The following is a 19,495-nucleotide window of genomic DNA, read 5'->3' as shown; positions in this document are numbered from 1 at the left end:
TTATTTATTCAAAAGATATGTATGCGCGGAATGCGCAGCCACTGCGCCTTCACCGCAACCGTTGACCACCTGATACAGGGTTTTCTTTCGGCAATCGCCGCAGGCAAACACGCCGGCAAAACTCGTCTGCATGTTTTCATCGGTAATTATGAAGCCGCCCTCATCCAACTTTACTTTCTCCTTCACGAAAGCGCTGTTCGGAGCCACGCCGATGAACACAAACACGCCCTGGCATGATAATTGGCTGGGCTGGCCGGTAACAAGATTCTTCAGCCTGACCCCTTCTACTTTATTTTCGCCCAAAATCTCTTCTATCACCGTATCCAGAATAAAATTTATTTTCGGGTTGGCCTTCGCCTTTTCCTCAAGTATCTTCGCGCAGCGGAATCCCTGCCTGCGATGGACAATTGTGACTTTACTGGCATAAGTGGTCAGGAATATCGCGTCTTCAAAAGCGTGGTCGCCCGCGCCAACCACCACCACCTCTTTATTGCGAAAGAACGGGGCGTCGCAGGTCCCGCAATATGAAACCCCTTTACCGATCAGCTTTTCTTCTCCGGGAACACCCAACCTCTTCCAACTTGCGCCTGAGGCAATGATCACGCCGCGGCTTTGGAAAGAGCCGTCTTTAGTTTTTATAAGATAACCCGCCTGTGATTGGAGGTCTTTCTCAATAGCTGTAACCTCGGCTTCTTTTACAGCCACGCCCACATCATCCACCTGTTTCTTGAACCTGGCGATCAACTCTTCAGTAGCTATTCCGCCCGGGAAACCGGGGAAATTCTCAATGGTCTGAGAAAGAATGATCTGGCCTCCCACAGACATTTTTTCCAGGATCAAAGTATTAAGCCGGTATCTGCCTCCGTACAACCCTGCGGTAAGCCCTGCAGGCCCTGCGCCGATAATGATCAGATCGTACATTTATCCACCTTTTTCCTATTCAAGACCCGGTCTTGTAACTCGTTTGCTTTGAATGAGCTACGAACTAAAGGCCCAGCCAGGACTTCCTTAAATCCCAGGCTGAATCCCGTTATTTCAAATTGTTTGAACTGTTCCGGGGTTATGAATTCCTTTACCCTGACCTGACCTTCCGATGGAGCCAGGTACTGGCCCAGGGTCAATATATCGCAATCAACCCCCCTTAGATCTTTCATTACCCGCTCAACCTCGGCCGGAGTTTCGCCAAACCCGAGCATTAACGAAGATTTAGTGATCAGCCCGGATCCGCCATCCTTGAGCATTCTCAGGACCGAAAGCGACCTTTGATAATCCGCCTGCGGTCGCAGCGCCGGGTATAACCCGGGCACTGTTTCCAGGTTGTGCCCAACCACATCCGGGCCTGCGCCCCGGATAACTTTAATGCTTTCGGGTTTTGCCTGAAGGTCCGGGATCAATATCTCTATCCGAATATCCGCGCTGATACCCCGTATCTCTTTGATCAATTCAGCGAATTGGCCTGCGCCGCCGTCATCCAGGTCGTCGCGGGTCACCGAGGTGATCACCGCATATCGCAAGCCCAAATCTTTTATTACCGAACAGATCCTTGTCGTCTCGCGCCGGTCTAATGATAATTTTCTTCCGGCAGCCTTATTCACATTGCAGAATCCGCAGGACCTGGTGCAGGTATTTCCCAGGATCATAAAGGTCATCCGGGACTGCGCAAAACACGACCCGATATTAGGGCATTTCGCCTCTTTACAGACCGTATTGACCTGCATATCGGACAACCGGCGCATCAACTTTAAAGCATTGTCATCGGGGATCGCCTGCCTGAACCAGGCCGGAAGCCTTTTATTTAACGGCATTTGCTTTTTTAATGCCTATGGCCATCTTTTTAAAGAAAGACGCGTAATCCACTATTATCCGGCCGGATAGATGATCTATCTCATGCTGGATCGCGCAGGCCAACAGATCCTGCGCCTCGAACTTTACCGGCTTTGAAGATTCATCCAGCCCGCTGACCGTTATTCTTCTGGCCCGCTTGACTTTTATATAAACTCCCGGAACGCTCAAACAACCCTCATCATTGACCTGAGAGCCTTCTTTTTTGATGACCTTCGGGTTGACCAGTTTATACAGCCCGCTGCCGGCGTCCACGACTATAAGCGCCTCGCTTACTCCTACCTGAGGTGCGGCAAGCCCGACGCCCCTGGACTCATACATCAGCCTGGCCATCTTGCTTAACAACGCGGCATGTTCGGCGGAAACTGTTTTTACCGGCTTGGCTTTCCTGCGCAATACCGGGTCCGGGAACTCTCTAATCTTTAATCCTGTTTCGCTCATCGACTTTCACTATTTTAGGTTTTACGCCCGGGCAATCCTTGTCCTCCACCAGGGCGTAAGCCACAATGATTATTTTATCGCCCTTGCAAGCGCCTCTGGCTGCCGGGCCGTTAAGACAGACGATCCCCGATCTTTTTTTCCCGGTTATTACATAAGTTTCCAGGCGCGAGCCGTTATTCAGGTTCAGCACTTCGACCTTTTCATTGGCCAGTATCCCGGATCTTTCCATCAGGCACTGGTCGATAGTAATACTGCCTTCATAATAAAGGTTGGCATCGGTTACCGTAGCCCGGTGTATCTTTGATTTCAACATCATCCTCATCATATTTTTCTCCGGTTTAATTCAAAAGCAGCTTAAGCAATTCGTCAATGAACCCCAGCACCGCATCCGGCCCGTTAGCCGTAATGATATTGCCGTCCTTTTCCACCTTCGATCCGGTATATTTGCCTCCGGCATTATTTATCTCGCCAGCCTCAGAATGCCATACAGTGGCCTTTTTGCCTTTCAATGCCCCGGCCCTGGCCAGAATAACCGGGGCTATACAGATAGCGGCAATAATTTTTTGCCGGTTTTCAGCCTGACGGATAAGGTTATGCACGACCGGGTCATCATAATATTGTTCCGCCCCGCCTCCACCAATTAAAACCAGAGCGTCGTAATCTTTCATATCCGCAGCAGAGATCAACAGATCCGGCGCCACCTTCCCTCCCAGGGACCCGGTAGCCGTATTCAGGGACGCGGACGCGGTCAGCACGTTGATCCCTTTAATTTCCAGGGCATTCTTAGGCTGAAAATACTCTTCATCCCTGAAATGATCTTCGGCAATTACCATCAGCACATTTTTCATTTTAATCTCCGCGCCATATGCATAACAGTTAAAAACACCGAAGATCGCCAGGAACAATATACCGGTTTTTCTAATATCCAGCATACATGTTGAACAATTATGCCCTGATAGCCGAGATCGCCACGCAATCAACCACATCCTCGACGGAACAGCCGCGGGACAGATCGCTACACGGACTTTTCAAACCCAGCAATAACGGCCCGATAGCCCTGGCCCTGGCCAGGCGCTCAACAATCTTATATGCGATATTTCCCGCTTCCAGATTAGGGAATATCAAGACATTGGCCCTGCCGCTGACCGGGCTGTCCGGATATTTGATCTTAGCCACCTCTGGGACGATCGCCGCGTCGACCTGCATTTCTCCGTCGCACAACAGGTCAGGGGCCATCTCCTTTAAAATCCCGAAAGCCTCGCGCACATTATCAATGGCCTTGCCCTGCGCCGAGCCTCTGGTGGAATAACTGAGCAATCCCACCCGCGGGACAAGATCCAAAACACGGGCGCCTAATTCCGCGGAAGCCAGCGCTATGCAGGCCAATTGCCTGGGGGTCGGGTCCGGGACCACCCCGCAATCGGCGAATATAAAAGTCCCTTCATATCCGAATGAACAATTCGGGACAACCATGATAAAACAACTGGAAACAATCCTTAATCTTTCCTCGATGCCCACGCAGGTTATCGACGCCCGGCAGACATCCGCGGTGGTATGGCTGGCCCCGGCGACAAACCCGTCGACCTTGCCTTCGCGGGTAAGCATTGCCGCGTAATACAACGGGTCGTCAAAAAGTTTCCGGACCGCGTCCATCTCCACGCCTTTGGCCTTGCGCAGCTCGTAATATTCGGCGATATATCTTTCCTTCTCGTGCGGGTTGATCTTATCCGGGGTAAGCAGCAAAGCCTTGGCCACGCCTTCATCCTCGATGATCCGAGCCGCCTCAATCACGCGCTTATCGTTATACTCCGGCAAAGCGATCGTTTTCAGGCTCTTCCTGGCTTTTTCCCTTATTCTTCTTACGGTATCCATGCTTATATCCCCTTTAATATTTTATCCAGGTCCACGTAATTTTTGACCATCTCCACGGCGGTCTTTATCTTTATGGTATTCTCCGGTTGTATCTTTACCGTAAGATCATGAATACAGTATGAAACCGAATATGTGTCAGCGGCGGACAAAAGCACAGGGATCCGGGCCCGGGTCAAAAGGTCCATGATCGGCTTATCCGGGCTGAGCCCGCCGGATAGGATGATACCGGATATCTTCAGCCGTTTCCTGTCCGATTCCCTGAACTCGCCTAATGCCGCTTTGATCATATCATCGGCGTCTCCGGCGGTGATCAGCAGGCTGTCGTCTACCATATAGCGCAGGGCATTCGCCGGCTTCATCGCCCCGACGATCACCCGGGACACGTAACTCTCCAGGTAATCCTTGCCGCATAAAAGTTCAAAGTTGGTCTCCTCAAGTATCTGCTTGACGGTCGGATAAGACAACATCGGGTCGAACGGTATGACACCCAGCACGTCAATGCCGCGCCTTTTCAGCCCTTTACGGACCAAGGCGTTGATCTTATCGAATTTAGCCGGCAAAACTTTATTTATAATCACCCCGAGGATCTTGACCCCTTCTTTATCAAAAAGCGCCTTGTTCAGGATTATCTCGTCTATCGGCCTGCCAACGCCTCCCGAAGAAACGATCACCACCTTGGAACCGGTCATCCTGGCTACCATGGCGTTGGAATGGTCAAAAACCGAACCAACTCCGGCGTGGCCCGTGCCTTCGATGACTATCAGATCCTGCTTTTTGGAGATCCGGCGGAATGAATCTTTGATCTGCCTGGAAATAGTATCCTTATTCGGGTGGGCGATGTAGCGCTCGGTGAAACCCTTCTCCACCGCGATCGGGCTCATATCCTTGAGGCTGCTGCGTATTCCGCACGACTCTTCGATAAGTATCGAATCCTCGTCGATCTTCAAGCCTTCTTCTTCCAGGTAACGCTGGCCGATAGGCTTAATAAAAGCGACTTTTTTGAACCTTTGCTGGAAATTGCAAACCAGCCCCAAAGACACTGTAGTCTTGCCGTCATTCTGCTTGGTGGCGGCAATAAATATCTTCTTCATCAAATATTTTCGTCGATTTTTTTCTTAAGATCGGACTTGCTTATGGCGCCGACGCTCTGCTCCATTACCTTACCGCCTTTAAAGAACATTATAGTCGGGATGGACATAACCCCGAACTTTGAGGCGGTATTGGGGCTCTCGTCAACATCCACCTTGCCGATCTTGACCTTCTTATCGTATTCCTTGGCCAATTCATCGATGATCGGAGCGACCATCTTGCAAGGCCCGCACCAGGTAGCCCAAAAATCAACCACTACCGGAACATCCGATTCCAGGACCTCTTTCGTGAAATTGCCATCAGTAAAATGCATTAATGCCATTTCCGTTGCCCTCTCGTTTAAGATTAATAAAATACACGGCTGGAGCATTAAATTTACCATAAATAGCTGTATTTGACAAGGGATTTTGCTCAACTCAAGACCCGGTCTTCTAACCTGTTAGAGCTATTCAGGTTCCGCAAAGAAATCCTTCGATTGTAACGGTTTATTCTCTATCAAACGATCCTCCACAAAATCTTTATAAGCTCTGACTGTATTGACGCCGCGGAATTGCTCCAGAATTATAGCTTTATCGCAGATATCCATATCAGCCATTTTCAGGTATTCAGGGTAACTTGACCAGGGATATTCAGCCAACTTCTCCCCCTGGGATAAGACTTCCACCGGATTCCGATGTATATACTTCGATAGATGCAATAAATAATTTTCGTCTTTTATCAACTTCGCCCGAAAACTCCCCTGAAAAAGATGTCCCACGCGTTCGTAGTGTTTATTAAAATACATCGAATAGCTTACTGTCAACCGATGTATGAAGTCCGATACCGGATCTTTAGCGTCCTGGCGCAATAAAAAGTGAAAATGATTCGGCATCAAACAATAGCAAATAACACTGATCTCATGGATAATTTTATATTCTTTGATCTTAGCCATAAAACGCCCATAATCATCCATTTCCAGGAATATGTTTTTCTTTTCATTCCCACGATTGAACACATGATAATAATTTCCGGGCCCAAATATGAATTCACGATATGGCATTTTATTTATCTCCTTGCGCTGTAGTCGTTTACAAGACCGGGTCTTGAATGGGAAGAAAAGTAACCTCCGGTAAAACCATCCAGTTGCGCAGTCAGCTCCTGTAATTTTAACTCCTTCTCGAAGCGTTTTTTCCGGTCCTCTATGGCTAAATCGTCTAATTCCATTTTTACGCGGATCCTCTCGAAATACAGCTTGGTCACTTCATCCAGGATATCCTGCCGCAGTTCCACCATCAGTTTGGAGCGCACGTCAATGGAAGTCTGATCCTGGTTCCAGATGATCTCGCTTAGATCCCATTTTAAGCCGATATCCCAGTCTACCGTATCCCGGCCCTTACGCAGGATGTCATCATCGGCTTTAACGGTCGAGCCGCCCTCCCAATGAAAAAGATCGCTGGTATCCCTGGCTAAACCCATGCTCAATTCCGGCATCCAGGCTTTTTTAGCCGCCTGTTTGCGCCATTGTTTTATTTTTTCCGGGTTCACTTCCGCATATGCGATAGCGGCCTGCTGCGTCGGCTTTATTGCGGGGATACCGGACGCGCCATCACCTTGCAAAGATGACCTCTCAACAGCTCGCGGGCCATTTAACATCGCCTTATATAATCCTTTTTCGCAGCCGGCATAAAGATCATCCCTGCTGTCAAACCCGATAATAAATATTTCCCCCGCACTCAGGCGCGAAGACCGTTCATGCCACCTGCTGCCGTCATAAGAAAAAATCCCCGCCTTGGATAAAGCATACAGCGCCCCCTGCTGCGAGACAGCCAAAAACCGTATATCCGAGGATAATAACCCGTAACCGGTCAAAGCCTGCCAATCCTTCGCGCTGTCATCGCCTTGATACACACCCCGGGCAGTTGCCAGGTAGACCCGGCCAGGCTCATCCGCACAAACAGCTAAATATCGTAAACCCGGCAAGATATAATTTTCTTCCGAGTCCAAGGCAGCCTCTTCGACTTCAATATCATCTTCTAAAACTATGTTGCCATAAACTTTATCCCAGGCCGCGGCCGGCTGAACAGATCGATATACCCCAGTCGCGGATACCGCGTAAATACAACCGGCATTTTTTCGATCAATAACAATGGCGGTTATGCGGCAGCGGCCCAATTCACCTTCGACCTTGCGCCAAGAACGCCCTTTATCCCGGCTGATCAACAAACCCGCCCCGGTCCCCAAATAAATACTCCCCTTAAAAACTTCTACCGCTGTGCATTCCCGCTCAGAATAGTCCCTGCCGCGGTATAAACGTTTCCAATGCCTGCCTTTATCCGGGCTGTAAAATAAACCTTCCCCGGTAGCGGCATATAATATGTTTCTATCCGTTTCATCCTGTTTTAACGCATTTACCCGTTTATTGCTTCCCTTGACCGTAAAAAGCACCTGCCACTCGAACCCAAGATCCGAGCTATGGATTATCGCGCAGCCGGAGCCGGCAAATATTTCCCGCGGATCATCCCGGCTGAAAAGCATTGCCCGGATACCCGCATTCTCCCGGCTGAGCATTTCCCAATCCATTTCATCACCCAGGGCTGCGCCCGGCAGAATTGCCGCCAGGGACAGAAACAAACTGAGCACCGCAGTTTTCTTGTTCATCTTAGCCTCCTTTACCATAATTGACGTAAAAGAGGCGAAAATCTAACGCGATATTTAAAAAATTATTGGCTGGACAGGCGGGATAAATAAAAACACCCCGCTTAAAACCGCGGGGTTAATTTGGCAAAAATAAAAATGGCAAGGGGGAATTCGTTCTCTTTTTTAGAAGGCATTACCTGCCTGCTGGGAGTTGGCCCCTTGCCGTTTTTCTACAATAATAATATAACACATTAAAACAAAATTTCAAGAGCGTAATCGAAATTATAATTCCACTGTTTTGATCACAAAATCACCGATGCGATTCGTCACCTCGGGCTCTTTTTCCACAAAACTGATACCCAGGCGGTGCTTCCGTTCTTCAAAGATGTTATTCGAGCGCACCTCGCCGCACATCTGCACCGGATCGGAATAATTCACTTTGCCTTCTTTGTCCATCCGGATCAGCCGGAATTTCATCGACAGTATCGTCCACGGAGGAATATCCTGCTCGGTCAGGATGGCCATACCGCCCTCGCCGATATCGAGGGTTACGGCCTCGATCTCCCTGCTCCCAAAGGCCACACGCGCGTCCACCGGGCTGTCGATTTTGTAGGTAACATTAAAACTGAGATTTAAACGCTGGTATCTGCGCCGGTCATTGCATTTGCTTACATAATAAGAAGACTCTTCCATTGCCGAATCTCCTTTAGTTAATGATAATAACGGGTGCGCATATGGATCGTCCGCAAAACGATCGGTATGGGTTTAAGGTCCTCTTTTTCCAGGTTTATCCCCAGCCTGAACTGGCCAGGACCGGTATTAACCGACCAGGCAACTGTTCCCTTGGTATGGATCTCCTCATCATTATCCGGCATATGCAGCCAGATATCCAAACTGGTCCCCACCGGCAGTTCATTATTCGAAACCATCCCTATGCCTTTAGAGCTTATATCGCGGCTTTTGCCGTCCAACTCCCGCATCGACTTAAAATCAAGATTATGCAATGGTAGATCAACCTCAAAACGGTCGTATCTCCTTCTATCCGCCATATTCCCGCCCGGTTGCATAGGATCTCCTTCCTAGTTGAGGAACACCAGCGCAATACCGATCAGCGCTGGGTGTAGCTTGCGAGGAACACCAGCGTACCTTGCCATATAGGATTAACAAGTGCGCGCTTACTGCGCGCAATACCGATCAGCGCTGGGTGTAAGGTACCAACAAAAAAAGCCACTTCCTGATTAAATAAGCTTTTAATCAATCCGTGGCTTTGTTCTATTTGTAAAGCTTCGCTTTAACTCTCTTGTGTCGCGATAACTAAAGATAACCTGCCATTAAGCATAAATCAAGGTGATTTTGAGTTATTTTGAAAACGTTTTCAATTTACCTAATTATCCAGAGAAAGCAGCTCCTTCTTGACCAGATGCTTATCCGGGCTATCAACCGCCTTGTATATCTCCTGAGCCTGTCGAAAATACTCCCGGGCTTTGTTTTTACGCCTTTTTTTCTTATATAAAAGCCCGAGATTATAAGATGCCGCGGCTAATTCCATCCGGGAATCCGTCTGCCGCGACAGGGCCTCCGCCTTTTTAAAAAATTCTTCCGCCTTTTCCGGATCATTCATCTCCGAGTACAATTCGCCTATCATATTATAATCGCTGGACAGATCCGCCGTCGCGCCCAGGGCTTGGTCTATCTTCAGCCCTTTAAAATAATTATCCCTCGCCTTAAGATATTGCTTCTCGAAAAGGTATATCTCCCCCAGGTTAAAATAATAATCGCTTATCCCATCCTTACGATCAAAAGTTTTGAACATATCCAGGCTCCTGGCATAAAATTCTTTTGCCGCGGCAAGATCGCCTTTGTTCACGAACAAAAGGCCCAGATCGAAATAATCGCAGGCAAGGTTATATTTATGCCCCTGAATAAACTGCCTCTGCCGGTTTATTTCGGAGCTTTTAGTAAGCAATTCCAATGCCCGGTTATCGTCACCTTTATCCATATGCCAAAGGGCCATCTTGCGCAACGCCAGCGCCTCGTTCAATTTATCATTGTTTTTCCTGCTGGCGTCCAACCCCCGCTCATAAAAATCCCGGGCCTTATCGTATTCACCGGACTGGTGATACGTCCACCCGGCCATTATATACGCCAAAGCCGGAAGCCTTGACGGATCCAGCCTCTGGCTGGCAAGCATATAATCAAAATAATATTTCAAAGTTTCTTTGCGCCGGCCTATCCTGGAATAAGTATCCGCGATCAAAGGATACGCCGCCAGAAAACCCGGGTCATCGCGGATGACCTTCTCCAAGGTCCGTATCACCTCCGGATTGTCCCCTTGCCGGAACAGTCTGCGGGATCGGGAAAACAGGAAATACGTTCCGGGATTCAAGGTAGGCAGCCAGATATACGCGGACAGGGCGATCGTTGCGGCCGCAAGAACGAAAACAACGAATGAAAAAAATTTTCTGCGCCTTTTACGCCCGATCGCATCCGCCACTCCGGACACAGAGGCTGGCCGCGCTTTTTCTCCCCCCTTGAAGAAAAAGAAATCCGGGTCCCCATAAAGTATATACCTGGCCCAATGCCCTGAATTCATCCCGTAATCGACCACCAGCCTCAATCTTGCCTGCCGCACGCACTCACCTACCGGATCGCCTTTGATCAACCGGCTGTAAAACTCCCGGGCAAAGGAAAAACTCACCGGGTCTTCTATCTTATGCACCGCGCCGATGTAATGCCTGACCCCTGAAAATAAAAAAGCCGAAGCCAGGCTGTAATTCTTCTCCTGATAATCCCGGTCGGCGCCGTCTTTTAATACCCTGGCGGTATGGCAGCCGTTGGAAAACACCAAACCCGGCATCTGCTGCCCCTCGCCCATAGCCAGGATATCCCGGGTGGTAAATCTGCGGTCCGAAAGGACCCATCCGGTATTCTGCAGGTCCTCGCGGTCATATTCGCAGTGGCCGGCAAAATGAACGATGTCATATTCCCTCAGCGTTTTCTTCACGTATAAAGTATCGATATGCGTGGATTTGAAATCAATGCTCAAGTCTTTGCGGGAACGGTCAAACTGGTTTTTTATATTGATGCCTTCAAGGTAAGCGGAATCAAGATCAGCGGTGGGATTAGCCAGTATAAGCATCTTTAGCTTCGCAGTATGTCCGCGAAAACTTGCCGGGGGATCCTGGTATTTCGTCCGGATCAGCCTTCCCAGGTTGAATTTAAGCCCCAAGAAATCGCTGCCGTCATACAACAGCTCCCAGGGCACCCCTACCAGCTCCTCGTCAAAAAATAAAACCAGCCCCCTGACGCCGGAAAGTTTAAGCCTTTCTTTGACCTGCCTGCTGAACAATTCGTCCCAGAGGATCCGGCCGTTCTTCTTGAGATCGTCGATCAATCCGGGGTCATGGCTTGGTTTCGTGCTCGCATTGCTTAATATAGAGCTGATCTGCCCGCTTAATTCACGGACCTCTTCGAATTCCACTGAACACTGGCTGTACCTCCTCAGGGTTTGCGCCATATCGCCGGACGCAAAAAGGCTCATCTTAAGATGACGGTCGCTGCGGAATATCTCCAGGATCAATGGCCCTGCTGTCTGCGGCATTTTTTAAACCCGTTCAGCTTGTATCTCCAGGCCTATCTCTGCCAGCTTTCCGGAAACCCCGGATATCTCCACTTTGTACCTTCCGGCTTTTATATGCTCAAACCTGACTTTCCCTGAATCCGTATGGAACGATTCCAATTCCAGGCCGTTCTTCAACAAAGCGATCCTGATATCTTTAGCCGGTTTACGGGTTTGTTTTTCCTTAACCCTGATCGCCATCTCAAAAACACCCGCGGCCTTGTTTACTATCTTTACCTCCGCCACCAATTCTCCAAAATCCTTAAAAATATCAAGCTCATCTTTAAAATCCTTCACCTGCCGGCCGCGCAACACTGCCGCGGGGACCAATTCCCGGCCGATCAGTACATCTCCGTTAGTATAAAAAAGGCGAAGCAAGCTGTCTTTGAACCCCAGGGTAATATCCAGGTTATCCGCGTTGATATTGCGCAGAATAAACGCCTTCATTCTTTCCAGGAACTGCGGGGTGGGCGCCTTTTCTTCTACTGCCTTGAGTTTCAGGCTCGCGGCAAGTATATCAGCGCAACGGGGGCATTTTACCGCGTGCGTCCTGAATAAGCTGCGATCCTCTTCCGGCATACTGCCGTCCAGAAAATTTACGAACGCATCCTCATCAGGATGGCAACCGGTATCCTGCTTTTGACCGGACTTCCATTCTTTATATGCCATAGCTACTATTTCTTCTATTCTTTCCATAACCAAAACCTGCCTTTCTACATATAATAGACGGTAATTCCCGGCAAATCTAACCGGCCAATATCCGGCAGCGCGCGGTTTTTAAAGCTCCGACAGGTTCATCTCAAAAGCAAACCCCTTGCCGACAAAACAATCCTTAAGCCTCTGAATGATCCTGCTCCTGCGCATATCCAGCGCCCCCCGGGAAACGCCCAAATGCTCTTTGATCTCATTAAGGCTTAGCCCCTGGTTAAGGTTTAATTCCAACAAATATTTATCTTCCGCAGGCAACTGTTGGATACAATCAATAAGTGACGCGGCTGTCTCTTTTTTGCTCAAGGCCTCCGCGGGCAGGCTCCCGCGTTCGCAAATGATCTCCTTAAAACTCAAACCGTCGGGATTTGCCTGATCAATGGAATAGAGCTTGGCCTTAGGCTTGCGCAAGTGGTCGATAGTGTAATTAACAGTTACCTGCCGCAACCAGCTGGCGAAAGAACACCGGTTCTTGCCTTTAAAACTCCTAAGCTTTGCGAAATTGTCTTTGATCAGCGAAAAGATTATTTCCTGAAAAACATCCTCAACAATATGCTGACGGAAAGCGTAGCCGCGAATATTAAGAACGCTGCGGATGTAGTTGTAGATAAGGCGGGAGTATTTCCTTAAGAATTCATCCCAGGCAGCACCGTCAGAGCGAATGCACCTTTGGATAAACTCCAAGTCCTTCATAACAGTTTTATTATAGCGCTTAAAACCGCAGGTTAAGCCATCTTCCCGCCCGGGCTAACAGCCAAGATTATCGCGGAAGATCCCGTATTTTACTATACAAAAGATCACCCGGAACCCCTGTTGCCAGGTGTTCTTTTTGCCGGCGGCATGGCTTCTGCCGATATAAGAAATAGCGCGCTCGGTTATCCGCGGGGTGACCTTGGCCGCTTTGGCGGTTATCTCAGCGTCAAAACCAAACCCCTCTTCCTCTATGCTGATCTTTTCCAGCACTGCGCGGCTAAACACCTTATAACAGGTTTCCATATCCGTTAACCGCAGCCGGGTGAACATATTGGACACGGCTGTAAGAAAAATATTCCCCAACCGATAAAAAAGGGATAAACCGCTGACACTGCCCCCGTCCAATAAACGGGAGCCGTAAACCACGTCCGCCTCCCCCCGGATGACCGGGTCGATCAACCTGGGCAGGTCAAAAGGGTTATATTCCAAGTCCGCGTCATGGATCGCCAAGACCCCGCCTGAGGATTGTTGTATCGCGGTCCTGACCGCCGCTCCTTTGCCGAGGTTTTTCTTATGATAGATCACCTTATCCACCCTGCCGCGCAGTTTTGTTTCAATAACCCCGCGCGTATTATCCTGCGAGCCGTCATCCACCAGGATCACCTCTTTATCAATGGAGAAAGGCACACGCCCCAGCATATCCACCACTGCCTCAATGGTCTTTTCTTCGTTATAAACCGGGATCAATATAGATAGGAACATTTAGATAATTGCCTTCGCTAAATCAGTTTATACAGCATACTTTTTTTGTTTTTCCGCGAGTATTCCTCAATAAGCCCGGAAAAATATCCTATTTTCTCTTTATACAGATCAACGCATCCCTTTTTATATTTTTCCAAGCCATACCTGGGGATATACACCCAATTAGCGAAGATATTCGCCAGGACAAGCTGAAAACACCTGGCCTGCATTCGCCTGTCCTGGGCTGTCCCCTTCATATTTTTCTTCGGGAATATCCCCATCCGGAACAACTCTTCCCCGGTCGTGACAACGCTGTCCTTTTTCTCTTCCCCGGCGCCGGTCAAACTTCCCATCCCCATTTTATCGAACCATCCGCTATCATCGGGATGAGCAAACTCATAAACCGGCGAGTTATATTCCACCCCAAAGCGGCGGTATAGCGCCTTTAACTCGCCGATAAACTCCCTTATCTGATCCGACGCATAATCCATATTATTATTCGCGCCGTCGCAGACATATCCGATATTGTTATCCAGGCAATAGACCAGTGTGCGGATATGCATGGCTAATTTACATAAACCGCAGGTCGTCAGAAGGAACAACCCGTGCGCAGCCAGAGCGGGGATATACCGCGAATACGAAACCGCCTTGAATAATTTATCGATATTCATTACCCGGTGAATGAATTTCCCTTCCCCGAATTTATCTTTGAGCTTTTGAACATTTACCCCGGCGTGATCTGCGAAAAAAACGCCGAACCGGCTGTAAGTCAATAGATGGACCCGGTCGAAATCCGGCGTCATCAACGCAACAGCGCATGTCGAATCGGTGCCGCCGGAATATAAAACCGCCAACTCCTTCATAGTCTTACTCCCGCCTTTGAGCCGGAAAGGCTTTTGATGATGAATTTGGCCAAAAGGAAATAGGCCCCGGTCATTGCCTGGGCTATCCAGCCCAAAAGCTCGGAAAATATGACCCTCGCCCGCCACGGCAGCAACACGCCGATAAAACAGATCAAAAGGCCCAGCATTCGTTTCATAACTTTTGCCCCTTATCCGCCGCGCGTTCCTGCTGCGGCTTGGCTAATTTCATCACTATATAAGAAAGGATAAGCAGGGATAACGCGTTCAGCAGGTTTTTCACGAACGCGCCTTTGCCGGGTGAACGCAAAAAACCGCGGCATATCCTGCGAGGATCGCCGTAAAAATGCTGTTGGGCCTTTAAGATCAGTCCGTTCAACTCCGCTACCGGGATCATTCCCGGCAGGCTTTCCGGGGAATGAAAATGCGACTGCTCCAACCCCCCCTCGCCGCGGGAAGCCCTGGCGTTCAAGGATGAAAAATCGGTGAATTTAAAAAAATAGGCGTTATCCAACGCGGAATTAGCGGCAAAATAAATTGTCTCCAGGATATCCTCGCGGGATTCTCCCGGGAACCCGAAAATAAAGTAACCGGTCGTGATTATCCCGGACTTGACCGTCTTATTTATGGTGTTTTCGACCTTCGCCAAGTCAAGATCTTTGCCCAATGACTTCTGTACCCGGCGGGAAACGCTCTCGATACCGTAGTTTATTTTATATACACCGGCCAGCCGGAAGAGATCCAGCATTTCGTCATCGACCATATCGGCGCGCAGCCCGTTCGGAAAAGCTATGGCCAGGCCAAGCTTCTTTTCGATGATCCCCCGGCATATAGCCTTTGCCCTTACGGGGTCATAGTTGAACACATCGTCATAAACATGCAACTCTTTAATCCCGAACTTTTCCTTAAGGAAAACGATCTCGTCGATCACGTCCCCGGCGGAACGGGCCCGGAATTCATTCCCGAACGTATCGCGGCTGCGGCAGAAAAAACATTTAAAAGGACAGCCGCGCGAGGTGAATATCGGCGCGTAATATTTATTCTTGCGCGCGCCGTTCCAATTAGGATACCCTGAATAACACTTAAGGTCTATCAGGTCCCAGGCCTCGGGAAGTATGTTGAACTTATCCAGATCTTGCGGATGCCGCCTAAACGCGTTGGATACGGCTTTGCCCGCACTGCGGTACGAAAGCCCCGGGATATCCGAAAATCCGCTTCCTTTATCCAGGGCGGTCAATAAACCGGCGATCGCCTCTTCGCCTTCCCCGGCGATCACGAAATCAATATCGCGGTTTTCCAGTATGCCCGCTCCGGCCAGGGCGGCGTGCGGGCCTCCGGCTATGATCACAATATCATTATTGACCGCCTTGGCGGCCCGGGCCAGTTCATTCATTAATCCGGCCTCGCAGGTCATTGCGCTGATGCCCAAGAGATCCGGCTGGCAACGCTTGAACTCATCGGACAACGAACCAACTGATACGCCGTTTAAACCGGTATTGAATATTTTGATATCATAAAGGTCTTTGAAACTGCGGATTATCGAGGAGGCGATGTAGAGCAGGCCTAAAGGAGGAACAGCCCCGCCGGCGTTGAGGTCTTTGTGGGCCCTGATCAGGAATATCTTTTTCGCCATCAGAATAGCGCGTAGATCGCGGGCAAAACCGAGCTGTTGCCGGTTACGCTGACAAAGATCCCCAGGAATAACAGGATAAGCAGCAACGGCAAAAGCCACCATCTTTTTTGGCTGATTATTTTCATAAACAGAAAACCGACCAGGTGCAGGTTTGATTTAAACTGTTCTTTGTTCATTTGCTTATGATACATTATATAAGCCCGGCTGTCAATCCGCATTGCGCTATAAATCCCGGCTATTTCAACGATCCGTCAGCGCTGATCGACTCGCATAACGCTGAAGCGATAAGCCCGTGGCCCCGCGCGCTCGGATGTATGGGGTCGCCGGGCCCGTTGAATAATTCTTCGCCCGGGGATTGCGCCGCAAATATTTCCACAGCGTCGACCAAAAACAGATTATTCCGCCTGGCGACATCCGCCATTATCCCGTTATAAACGCCGCTCAGGTTATTGATCTCAAAAACCTGAAAATCCTTGGCCTTGGCGAATAATACCCGGGCCTGGCGATACTCTCCTTTAGATTCCTTGTCGCAGCCGAGATCATAATAATGCCCGCTTAGCCGCTTCCCGGAGCGGAATACCCCTTCCTCTTCTTCATTCAACCGCGGCAGGGAAAGATGCACCGGCATCTTGATGAAAACCAGCCGAATATCCCTTTCCCGGCATAAATCCGCTATCTTTATAAGGTTGGCCCTATAATCCGCTTGCTCAACCCTTACTTTCGCAAGATTGAATTGCCGTTTAAACATTGCCGCGGCGAATTTATCGTCGCGCATCAATGCCGAAGAAACAGCGCGGCGCAACAACCGGATAAACCTGCTCTTAGCGGCGATATTATTCCAGCAGACTACCAGGGGATTACCCGGCGCAAGGTCCTTATCGCTTGAGCCTTCATTGCGAAAAAATCTGTATCGGTCTATGTCGTTGAGCACATAAGAAACCGTGATCATATCCGGGGAATACCGCGAAATGCATTTACCCAGCAATATAAGCCCTTGATGCGAGGTATACCCTATCTGCCCGGCGTTAATAATCTCCACCTTCCGCCCGGGGAAGCGCCCCGCTAATTTTCTCTCAAGTACCGCGGGATATGTAAGGCCTGCCTCCACCCCCCAGCCAAAAGTCGGCGACGCGCCCATGGCGATGACCCGGAAAACGCCCTCTTTTTTAGATGCGATATCGCCGGAACGCAACCCCAGGGAATTAGTGCGCACCTGAACGCCCTCAAAGGGCGTGTCCAGGCGGGATTTCACCTTCCAGAACAGGCCGGCGTCTTCCTCCAATATCCTTAAGATCGATTCCAACCGGTTTAATTTGCCATCCGGAAGTATTGAGAAACTTATCAATTCCAGGATAAAAACCAGCAAGATCGCTGACAATACATACACAATGCTGCGCGTGAACTTAGTCATGGCCATACCTTTTAAAAAAGATGGTTTCATCATTTCCTGATCACATAATTACCGATAACCAGCATATCCATCCCGCTCTTACGGAATGTGTCCAACGCGTCTTCCGGGCTGTTGACGATCGGCTCTCCTCGAAGATTAAAAGAGGTGTTCAAAAGCACAGGGACGCCGGTTTCGCGGCCGAAACGGGAGATAAGCCGGTAAAAAAACGGATTAGACCCTTGATCTACGATCTGGACGCGGCTGGAGCCGTCAGCGTGGGTTACCGCGGGGATCAGCTCGCTCTTCATTACCGGCAAGGCATAAAGCATGAACTTCAGGGGATATTGCCCCGTTGCCTTGCCCAGATCAAAGAACTGTCCGGCGCTCTCCTCTAAAACAGCCGGGGCAAACGGCCTGAACGGCTCGCGGAACTTTATCTTGATATTCACCTTATCCTTCATATCCGAATGCCGCGGATCGGCTAAAATAGAACGGTTACCCAGGCTGCGCGGCCCCCATTCACCCCTTCCCTGGAACCAGCCGATCACTTTCTGCGCTATAAGGCCTTGCGCGACAATATCCAATAATTTTTCCTCGTCAGCGATATAATCAAACTGCGCGTTTTTAGTATGCAGGCATTCCTCGATCCGATGAGCGGTAAACTCCTCCCCCCAATACGCGTGCTTAAGGATGAACTTCCTCGGTTCTTGCAGCAGGCAGTGCCAGGCATATAAGGCCGCGCCCAAAGCCCCTCCTCCGTCACCGGCGGCCGGCTGGATGAATATCTCCTCAAAAGGGGTTTCATTGAGTATCCGGGAATTAGCCAGGCAATTCAACGCCACTCCGCCTGATAAACATAATTTTTTCATCCCGGTTTTTTTATGCAGCTGTCCGGCGATCAGGACCAGGATATCCCCGCAGACCTTCTGCACGCTGGCGGCGACATCGGCATAATACTGGTTTTTCGCCAATTCCTCATCTGTCGGAAGGGCGGAATAATCATACAGTGATGTGCGGGAGGTGACAAACCTGGCCGCCGGATCACGGGGCTCGCCGAACAATTTCACGAAACAACGGCTGAAACTCCTTTTAGCGCTGTAATGGTAGCTGAAATAGCGCATATCCAGCTTAAAACTTCCGTCAGGACCAACCTTGATCAGACGGCGGACCTTATCGGCGTACTTGGGCTGGCCGAAAGCGGACATCCCCATTACCTTGAATTCACCCTCATTGACCTCAAAACCAAGGAACGCGGTGAATGCCGAATATAAAAGCCCCAGCGAATGAGGGAACCGGATCTCCTCGCCGATATCAATCCTGTTCTCGCCGGTCGCGCCCCATTTTGCTTGCGCTGTCCCCAGACAGGTCGTAGCCCATTCCCCCACCCCGTCACAGGTAAGGATAGCGGCATTCTGGAAGGAAGAACAAAAAAAAGCGCTCGCCGCGTGGGAAAAATGATGTTCGGAGAAAAGTATCCGCTGCGCAGGGATATCCAGGAACTCGGCGATCCTGGTCTTGATCCAGAGTTTATCCTTTAACCAATTTATCAAAGCCTCGCTAAAAAACCCGAAAGAACCCGGATATGTCGAAAGTACGGTTTTAATGATCCGTTCGAATTTCAGGAAAGGTTTTTCATAGAATACCACATAGTCCAGGTCTGGCCCGGAGATCCCCGCGGTTTTGAGGCAAAGGCGGATCGCCTTCTCCGGAAAAGATGAATCGTGTTTAATCCTGCTGAGCCTTTCTTCCTCAAAGGCGCAAACTAATTCGCCGTCCGTGAGCAGACAGGCGGCAGCGTCGTGATAATAGCAGCTTAACCCTAAAACATGCATTATTGGCCTTTTAAGAAATCCGCCGGGGCGCTGACCGGACCGCGTTTTTTCCAGGCGGGCGCCGATCGAATCCCCAAGTAATCCTTAAAAACAGTTATAAACAAACCCAGAGGAGCCATTAAAACGAAATAAAAAATATCGAGGATAAGACGCACCTGC

22 protein-coding genes are annotated in these 19,495 nt (G+C 49.6%); all 22 read right to left on the bottom strand.

Annotated elements, in window-relative coordinates:
* Complete coding sequence (gene trxB, locus M0R35_03880) at positions 1 to 921, bottom strand: thioredoxin-disulfide reductase (protein MCK9594796.1); 921 nt, start codon at positions 919 to 921, stop codon at positions 1 to 3.
* Positions 909 to 1,805: a lipoyl synthase gene (gene lipA, locus M0R35_03875; GenBank protein MCK9594795.1), complete on the bottom strand. Its 897-nt coding sequence runs from the start codon at positions 1,803 to 1,805 to the stop codon at positions 909 to 911. Before lipA ends, trxB begins: the two co-directional genes overlap by 13 nt.
* Positions 1,792 to 2,283, bottom strand: coding sequence for a peptide deformylase (gene def, locus M0R35_03870; protein MCK9594794.1), 492 nt, complete (start codon positions 2,281 to 2,283; stop codon positions 1,792 to 1,794). The genes lipA and def overlap by 14 nt, the downstream gene beginning before the upstream one ends.
* Positions 2,258 to 2,608: an aspartate 1-decarboxylase gene (locus M0R35_03865; protein ID MCK9594793.1), complete on the bottom strand. Its 351-nt coding sequence runs from the start codon at positions 2,606 to 2,608 to the stop codon at positions 2,258 to 2,260. The genes def and M0R35_03865 overlap by 26 nt, the downstream gene beginning before the upstream one ends.
* Positions 2,609 to 2,621: 13 nt before the next feature.
* A complete protein-coding gene (locus M0R35_03860) occupies positions 2,622 to 3,131 on the bottom strand; it encodes a DJ-1/PfpI family protein (GenBank protein ID MCK9594792.1) in 510 nt (169 codons plus the stop codon).
* Between the two features lie 97 nt (positions 3,132 to 3,228).
* Positions 3,229 to 4,155: a phosphate acyltransferase gene (locus M0R35_03855; protein MCK9594791.1), complete on the bottom strand. Its 927-nt coding sequence runs from the start codon at positions 4,153 to 4,155 to the stop codon at positions 3,229 to 3,231.
* 2 nt (positions 4,156 to 4,157) lie between these two features.
* Positions 4,158 to 5,246: an AAA family ATPase gene (locus M0R35_03850; protein ID MCK9594790.1), complete on the bottom strand. Its 1,089-nt coding sequence runs from the start codon at positions 5,244 to 5,246 to the stop codon at positions 4,158 to 4,160.
* The gene (trxA, locus tag M0R35_03845) at positions 5,246 to 5,566 is read right to left on the bottom strand and encodes a thioredoxin (GenBank protein MCK9594789.1); all 321 of its coding nucleotides are present in this window, start codon (positions 5,564 to 5,566) and stop codon (positions 5,246 to 5,248) included. The genes M0R35_03850 and trxA overlap by 1 nt, the downstream gene beginning before the upstream one ends.
* Before the next feature lie 123 nt (positions 5,567 to 5,689).
* Complete coding sequence (locus M0R35_03840; GenBank protein ID MCK9594788.1) at positions 5,690 to 6,283, bottom strand: transposase; 594 nt, start codon at positions 6,281 to 6,283, stop codon at positions 5,690 to 5,692.
* A 5-nt stretch (positions 6,284 to 6,288) separates the two neighbouring features.
* Positions 6,289 to 7,881, bottom strand: coding sequence for a hypothetical protein (locus tag M0R35_03835; protein ID MCK9594787.1), 1,593 nt, complete (start codon positions 7,879 to 7,881; stop codon positions 6,289 to 6,291).
* Positions 7,882 to 8,142: 261 nt separating this feature from the next.
* A complete protein-coding gene (locus M0R35_03830) occupies positions 8,143 to 8,553 on the bottom strand; it encodes a PilZ domain-containing protein (GenBank protein ID MCK9594786.1) in 411 nt (136 codons plus the stop codon).
* A 17-nt stretch (positions 8,554 to 8,570) separates the two neighbouring features.
* Complete coding sequence (locus M0R35_03825; protein MCK9594785.1) at positions 8,571 to 8,909, bottom strand: PilZ domain-containing protein; 339 nt, start codon at positions 8,907 to 8,909, stop codon at positions 8,571 to 8,573.
* A gap of 335 nt (positions 8,910 to 9,244) precedes the next feature.
* Positions 9,245 to 11,461, bottom strand: coding sequence for a tetratricopeptide repeat protein (locus tag M0R35_03820; protein ID MCK9594784.1), 2,217 nt, complete (start codon positions 11,459 to 11,461; stop codon positions 9,245 to 9,247).
* A gap of 3 nt (positions 11,462 to 11,464) precedes the next feature.
* Positions 11,465 to 12,175: a hypothetical protein gene (locus tag M0R35_03815; protein MCK9594783.1), complete on the bottom strand. Its 711-nt coding sequence runs from the start codon at positions 12,173 to 12,175 to the stop codon at positions 11,465 to 11,467.
* An 81-nt stretch (positions 12,176 to 12,256) separates the two neighbouring features.
* On the bottom strand, positions 12,257 to 12,880 hold the full coding sequence (locus M0R35_03810; GenBank protein MCK9594782.1) for a sigma-70 family RNA polymerase sigma factor: 624 nt from the start codon (positions 12,878 to 12,880) through the stop codon (positions 12,257 to 12,259).
* Between the two features lie 54 nt (positions 12,881 to 12,934).
* Positions 12,935 to 13,642 carry a glycosyltransferase family 2 protein gene (locus M0R35_03805; GenBank protein ID MCK9594781.1) on the bottom strand — a complete coding sequence of 236 codons (708 nt, stop codon included), beginning with the start codon at positions 13,640 to 13,642 and terminating at the stop codon, positions 12,935 to 12,937.
* Between the two features lie 17 nt (positions 13,643 to 13,659).
* A complete protein-coding gene (locus M0R35_03800; GenBank protein ID MCK9594780.1) occupies positions 13,660 to 14,484 on the bottom strand; it encodes a hypothetical protein in 825 nt (274 codons plus the stop codon).
* A complete protein-coding gene (locus M0R35_03795; protein ID MCK9594779.1) occupies positions 14,481 to 14,660 on the bottom strand; it encodes a hypothetical protein in 180 nt (59 codons plus the stop codon). The genes M0R35_03800 and M0R35_03795 overlap by 4 nt, the downstream gene beginning before the upstream one ends.
* Complete coding sequence (locus tag M0R35_03790) at positions 14,657 to 16,114, bottom strand: B12-binding domain-containing radical SAM protein (protein ID MCK9594778.1); 1,458 nt, start codon at positions 16,112 to 16,114, stop codon at positions 14,657 to 14,659. Before M0R35_03790 ends, M0R35_03795 begins: the two co-directional genes overlap by 4 nt.
* The gene (locus M0R35_03785) at positions 16,114 to 16,332 is read right to left on the bottom strand and encodes a DUF5989 family protein (GenBank protein ID MCK9594777.1); all 219 of its coding nucleotides are present in this window, start codon (positions 16,330 to 16,332) and stop codon (positions 16,114 to 16,116) included. Before M0R35_03785 ends, M0R35_03790 begins: the two co-directional genes overlap by 1 nt.
* A gap of 17 nt (positions 16,333 to 16,349) precedes the next feature.
* On the bottom strand, positions 16,350 to 17,525 hold the full coding sequence (locus tag M0R35_03780; protein ID MCK9594776.1) for a GDSL-type esterase/lipase family protein: 1,176 nt from the start codon (positions 17,523 to 17,525) through the stop codon (positions 16,350 to 16,352).
* A gap of 29 nt (positions 17,526 to 17,554) precedes the next feature.
* Positions 17,555 to 19,336, bottom strand: coding sequence for a hypothetical protein (locus tag M0R35_03775; GenBank protein MCK9594775.1), 1,782 nt, complete (start codon positions 19,334 to 19,336; stop codon positions 17,555 to 17,557).
* Between the last annotated feature and the right edge of the window lie 159 nt (positions 19,337 to 19,495).

This window comes from Candidatus Omnitrophota bacterium (assembly GCA_023227985.1).
GTDB lineage: Bacteria > Omnitrophota > Gorgyraeia > Gygaellales > Profunditerraquicolaceae > JALOCB01.
The sequence above is the reverse complement of the archived record's forward strand: the minus strand, read 5'-3'. Positions and strand labels throughout refer to the sequence as shown.

Excerpts from the sequence above, each read along its gene's own strand:
- trxB (MCK9594796.1), bottom strand. The coding sequence starts at position 921 with ATGTACGATCTGATCATTATCGGCGCAGGGCCTGCAGGGCTTACCGCA.
- lipA (MCK9594795.1), bottom strand. The coding sequence starts at position 1,805 with ATGCCGTTAAATAAAAGGCTTCCGGCCTGGTTCAGGCAGGCGATCCCC.
- def (MCK9594794.1), bottom strand. The coding sequence starts at position 2,283 with ATGAGCGAAACAGGATTAAAGATTAGAGAGTTCCCGGACCCGGTATTG.
- M0R35_03865 (MCK9594793.1), bottom strand. The coding sequence starts at position 2,608 with ATGATGAGGATGATGTTGAAATCAAAGATACACCGGGCTACGGTAACC.
- M0R35_03860 (MCK9594792.1), bottom strand. The coding sequence starts at position 3,131 with ATGAAAAATGTGCTGATGGTAATTGCCGAAGATCATTTCAGGGATGAA.
- M0R35_03855 (MCK9594791.1), bottom strand. The coding sequence starts at position 4,155 with ATGGATACCGTAAGAAGAATAAGGGAAAAAGCCAGGAAGAGCCTGAAA.
- M0R35_03850 (MCK9594790.1), bottom strand. The coding sequence starts at position 5,246 with ATGAAGAAGATATTTATTGCCGCCACCAAGCAGAATGACGGCAAGACT.
- trxA (MCK9594789.1), bottom strand. The coding sequence starts at position 5,566 with ATGGCATTAATGCATTTTACTGATGGCAATTTCACGAAAGAGGTCCTG.
- M0R35_03840 (MCK9594788.1), bottom strand. The coding sequence starts at position 6,283 with ATGCCATATCGTGAATTCATATTTGGGCCCGGAAATTATTATCATGTG.
- M0R35_03835 (MCK9594787.1), bottom strand. The coding sequence starts at position 7,881 with ATGAACAAGAAAACTGCGGTGCTCAGTTTGTTTCTGTCCCTGGCGGCA.
- M0R35_03830 (MCK9594786.1), bottom strand. The coding sequence starts at position 8,553 with ATGGAAGAGTCTTCTTATTATGTAAGCAAATGCAATGACCGGCGCAGA.
- M0R35_03825 (MCK9594785.1), bottom strand. The coding sequence starts at position 8,909 with ATGGCGGATAGAAGGAGATACGACCGTTTTGAGGTTGATCTACCATTG.
- M0R35_03820 (MCK9594784.1), bottom strand. The coding sequence starts at position 11,461 with ATGCCGCAGACAGCAGGGCCATTGATCCTGGAGATATTCCGCAGCGAC.
- M0R35_03815 (MCK9594783.1), bottom strand. The coding sequence starts at position 12,175 with ATGGAAAGAATAGAAGAAATAGTAGCTATGGCATATAAAGAATGGAAG.
- M0R35_03810 (MCK9594782.1), bottom strand. The coding sequence starts at position 12,880 with ATGAAGGACTTGGAGTTTATCCAAAGGTGCATTCGCTCTGACGGTGCT.
- M0R35_03805 (MCK9594781.1), bottom strand. The coding sequence starts at position 13,642 with ATGTTCCTATCTATATTGATCCCGGTTTATAACGAAGAAAAGACCATT.
- M0R35_03800 (MCK9594780.1), bottom strand. The coding sequence starts at position 14,484 with ATGAAGGAGTTGGCGGTTTTATATTCCGGCGGCACCGATTCGACATGC.
- M0R35_03795 (MCK9594779.1), bottom strand. The coding sequence starts at position 14,660 with ATGAAACGAATGCTGGGCCTTTTGATCTGTTTTATCGGCGTGTTGCTG.
- M0R35_03790 (MCK9594778.1), bottom strand. The coding sequence starts at position 16,114 with ATGGCGAAAAAGATATTCCTGATCAGGGCCCACAAAGACCTCAACGCC.
- M0R35_03785 (MCK9594777.1), bottom strand. The coding sequence starts at position 16,332 with ATGCGGATTGACAGCCGGGCTTATATAATGTATCATAAGCAAATGAAC.
- M0R35_03780 (MCK9594776.1), bottom strand. The coding sequence starts at position 17,525 with ATGACTAAGTTCACGCGCAGCATTGTGTATGTATTGTCAGCGATCTTG.
- M0R35_03775 (MCK9594775.1), bottom strand. The coding sequence starts at position 19,336 with ATGCATGTTTTAGGGTTAAGCTGCTATTATCACGACGCTGCCGCCTGT.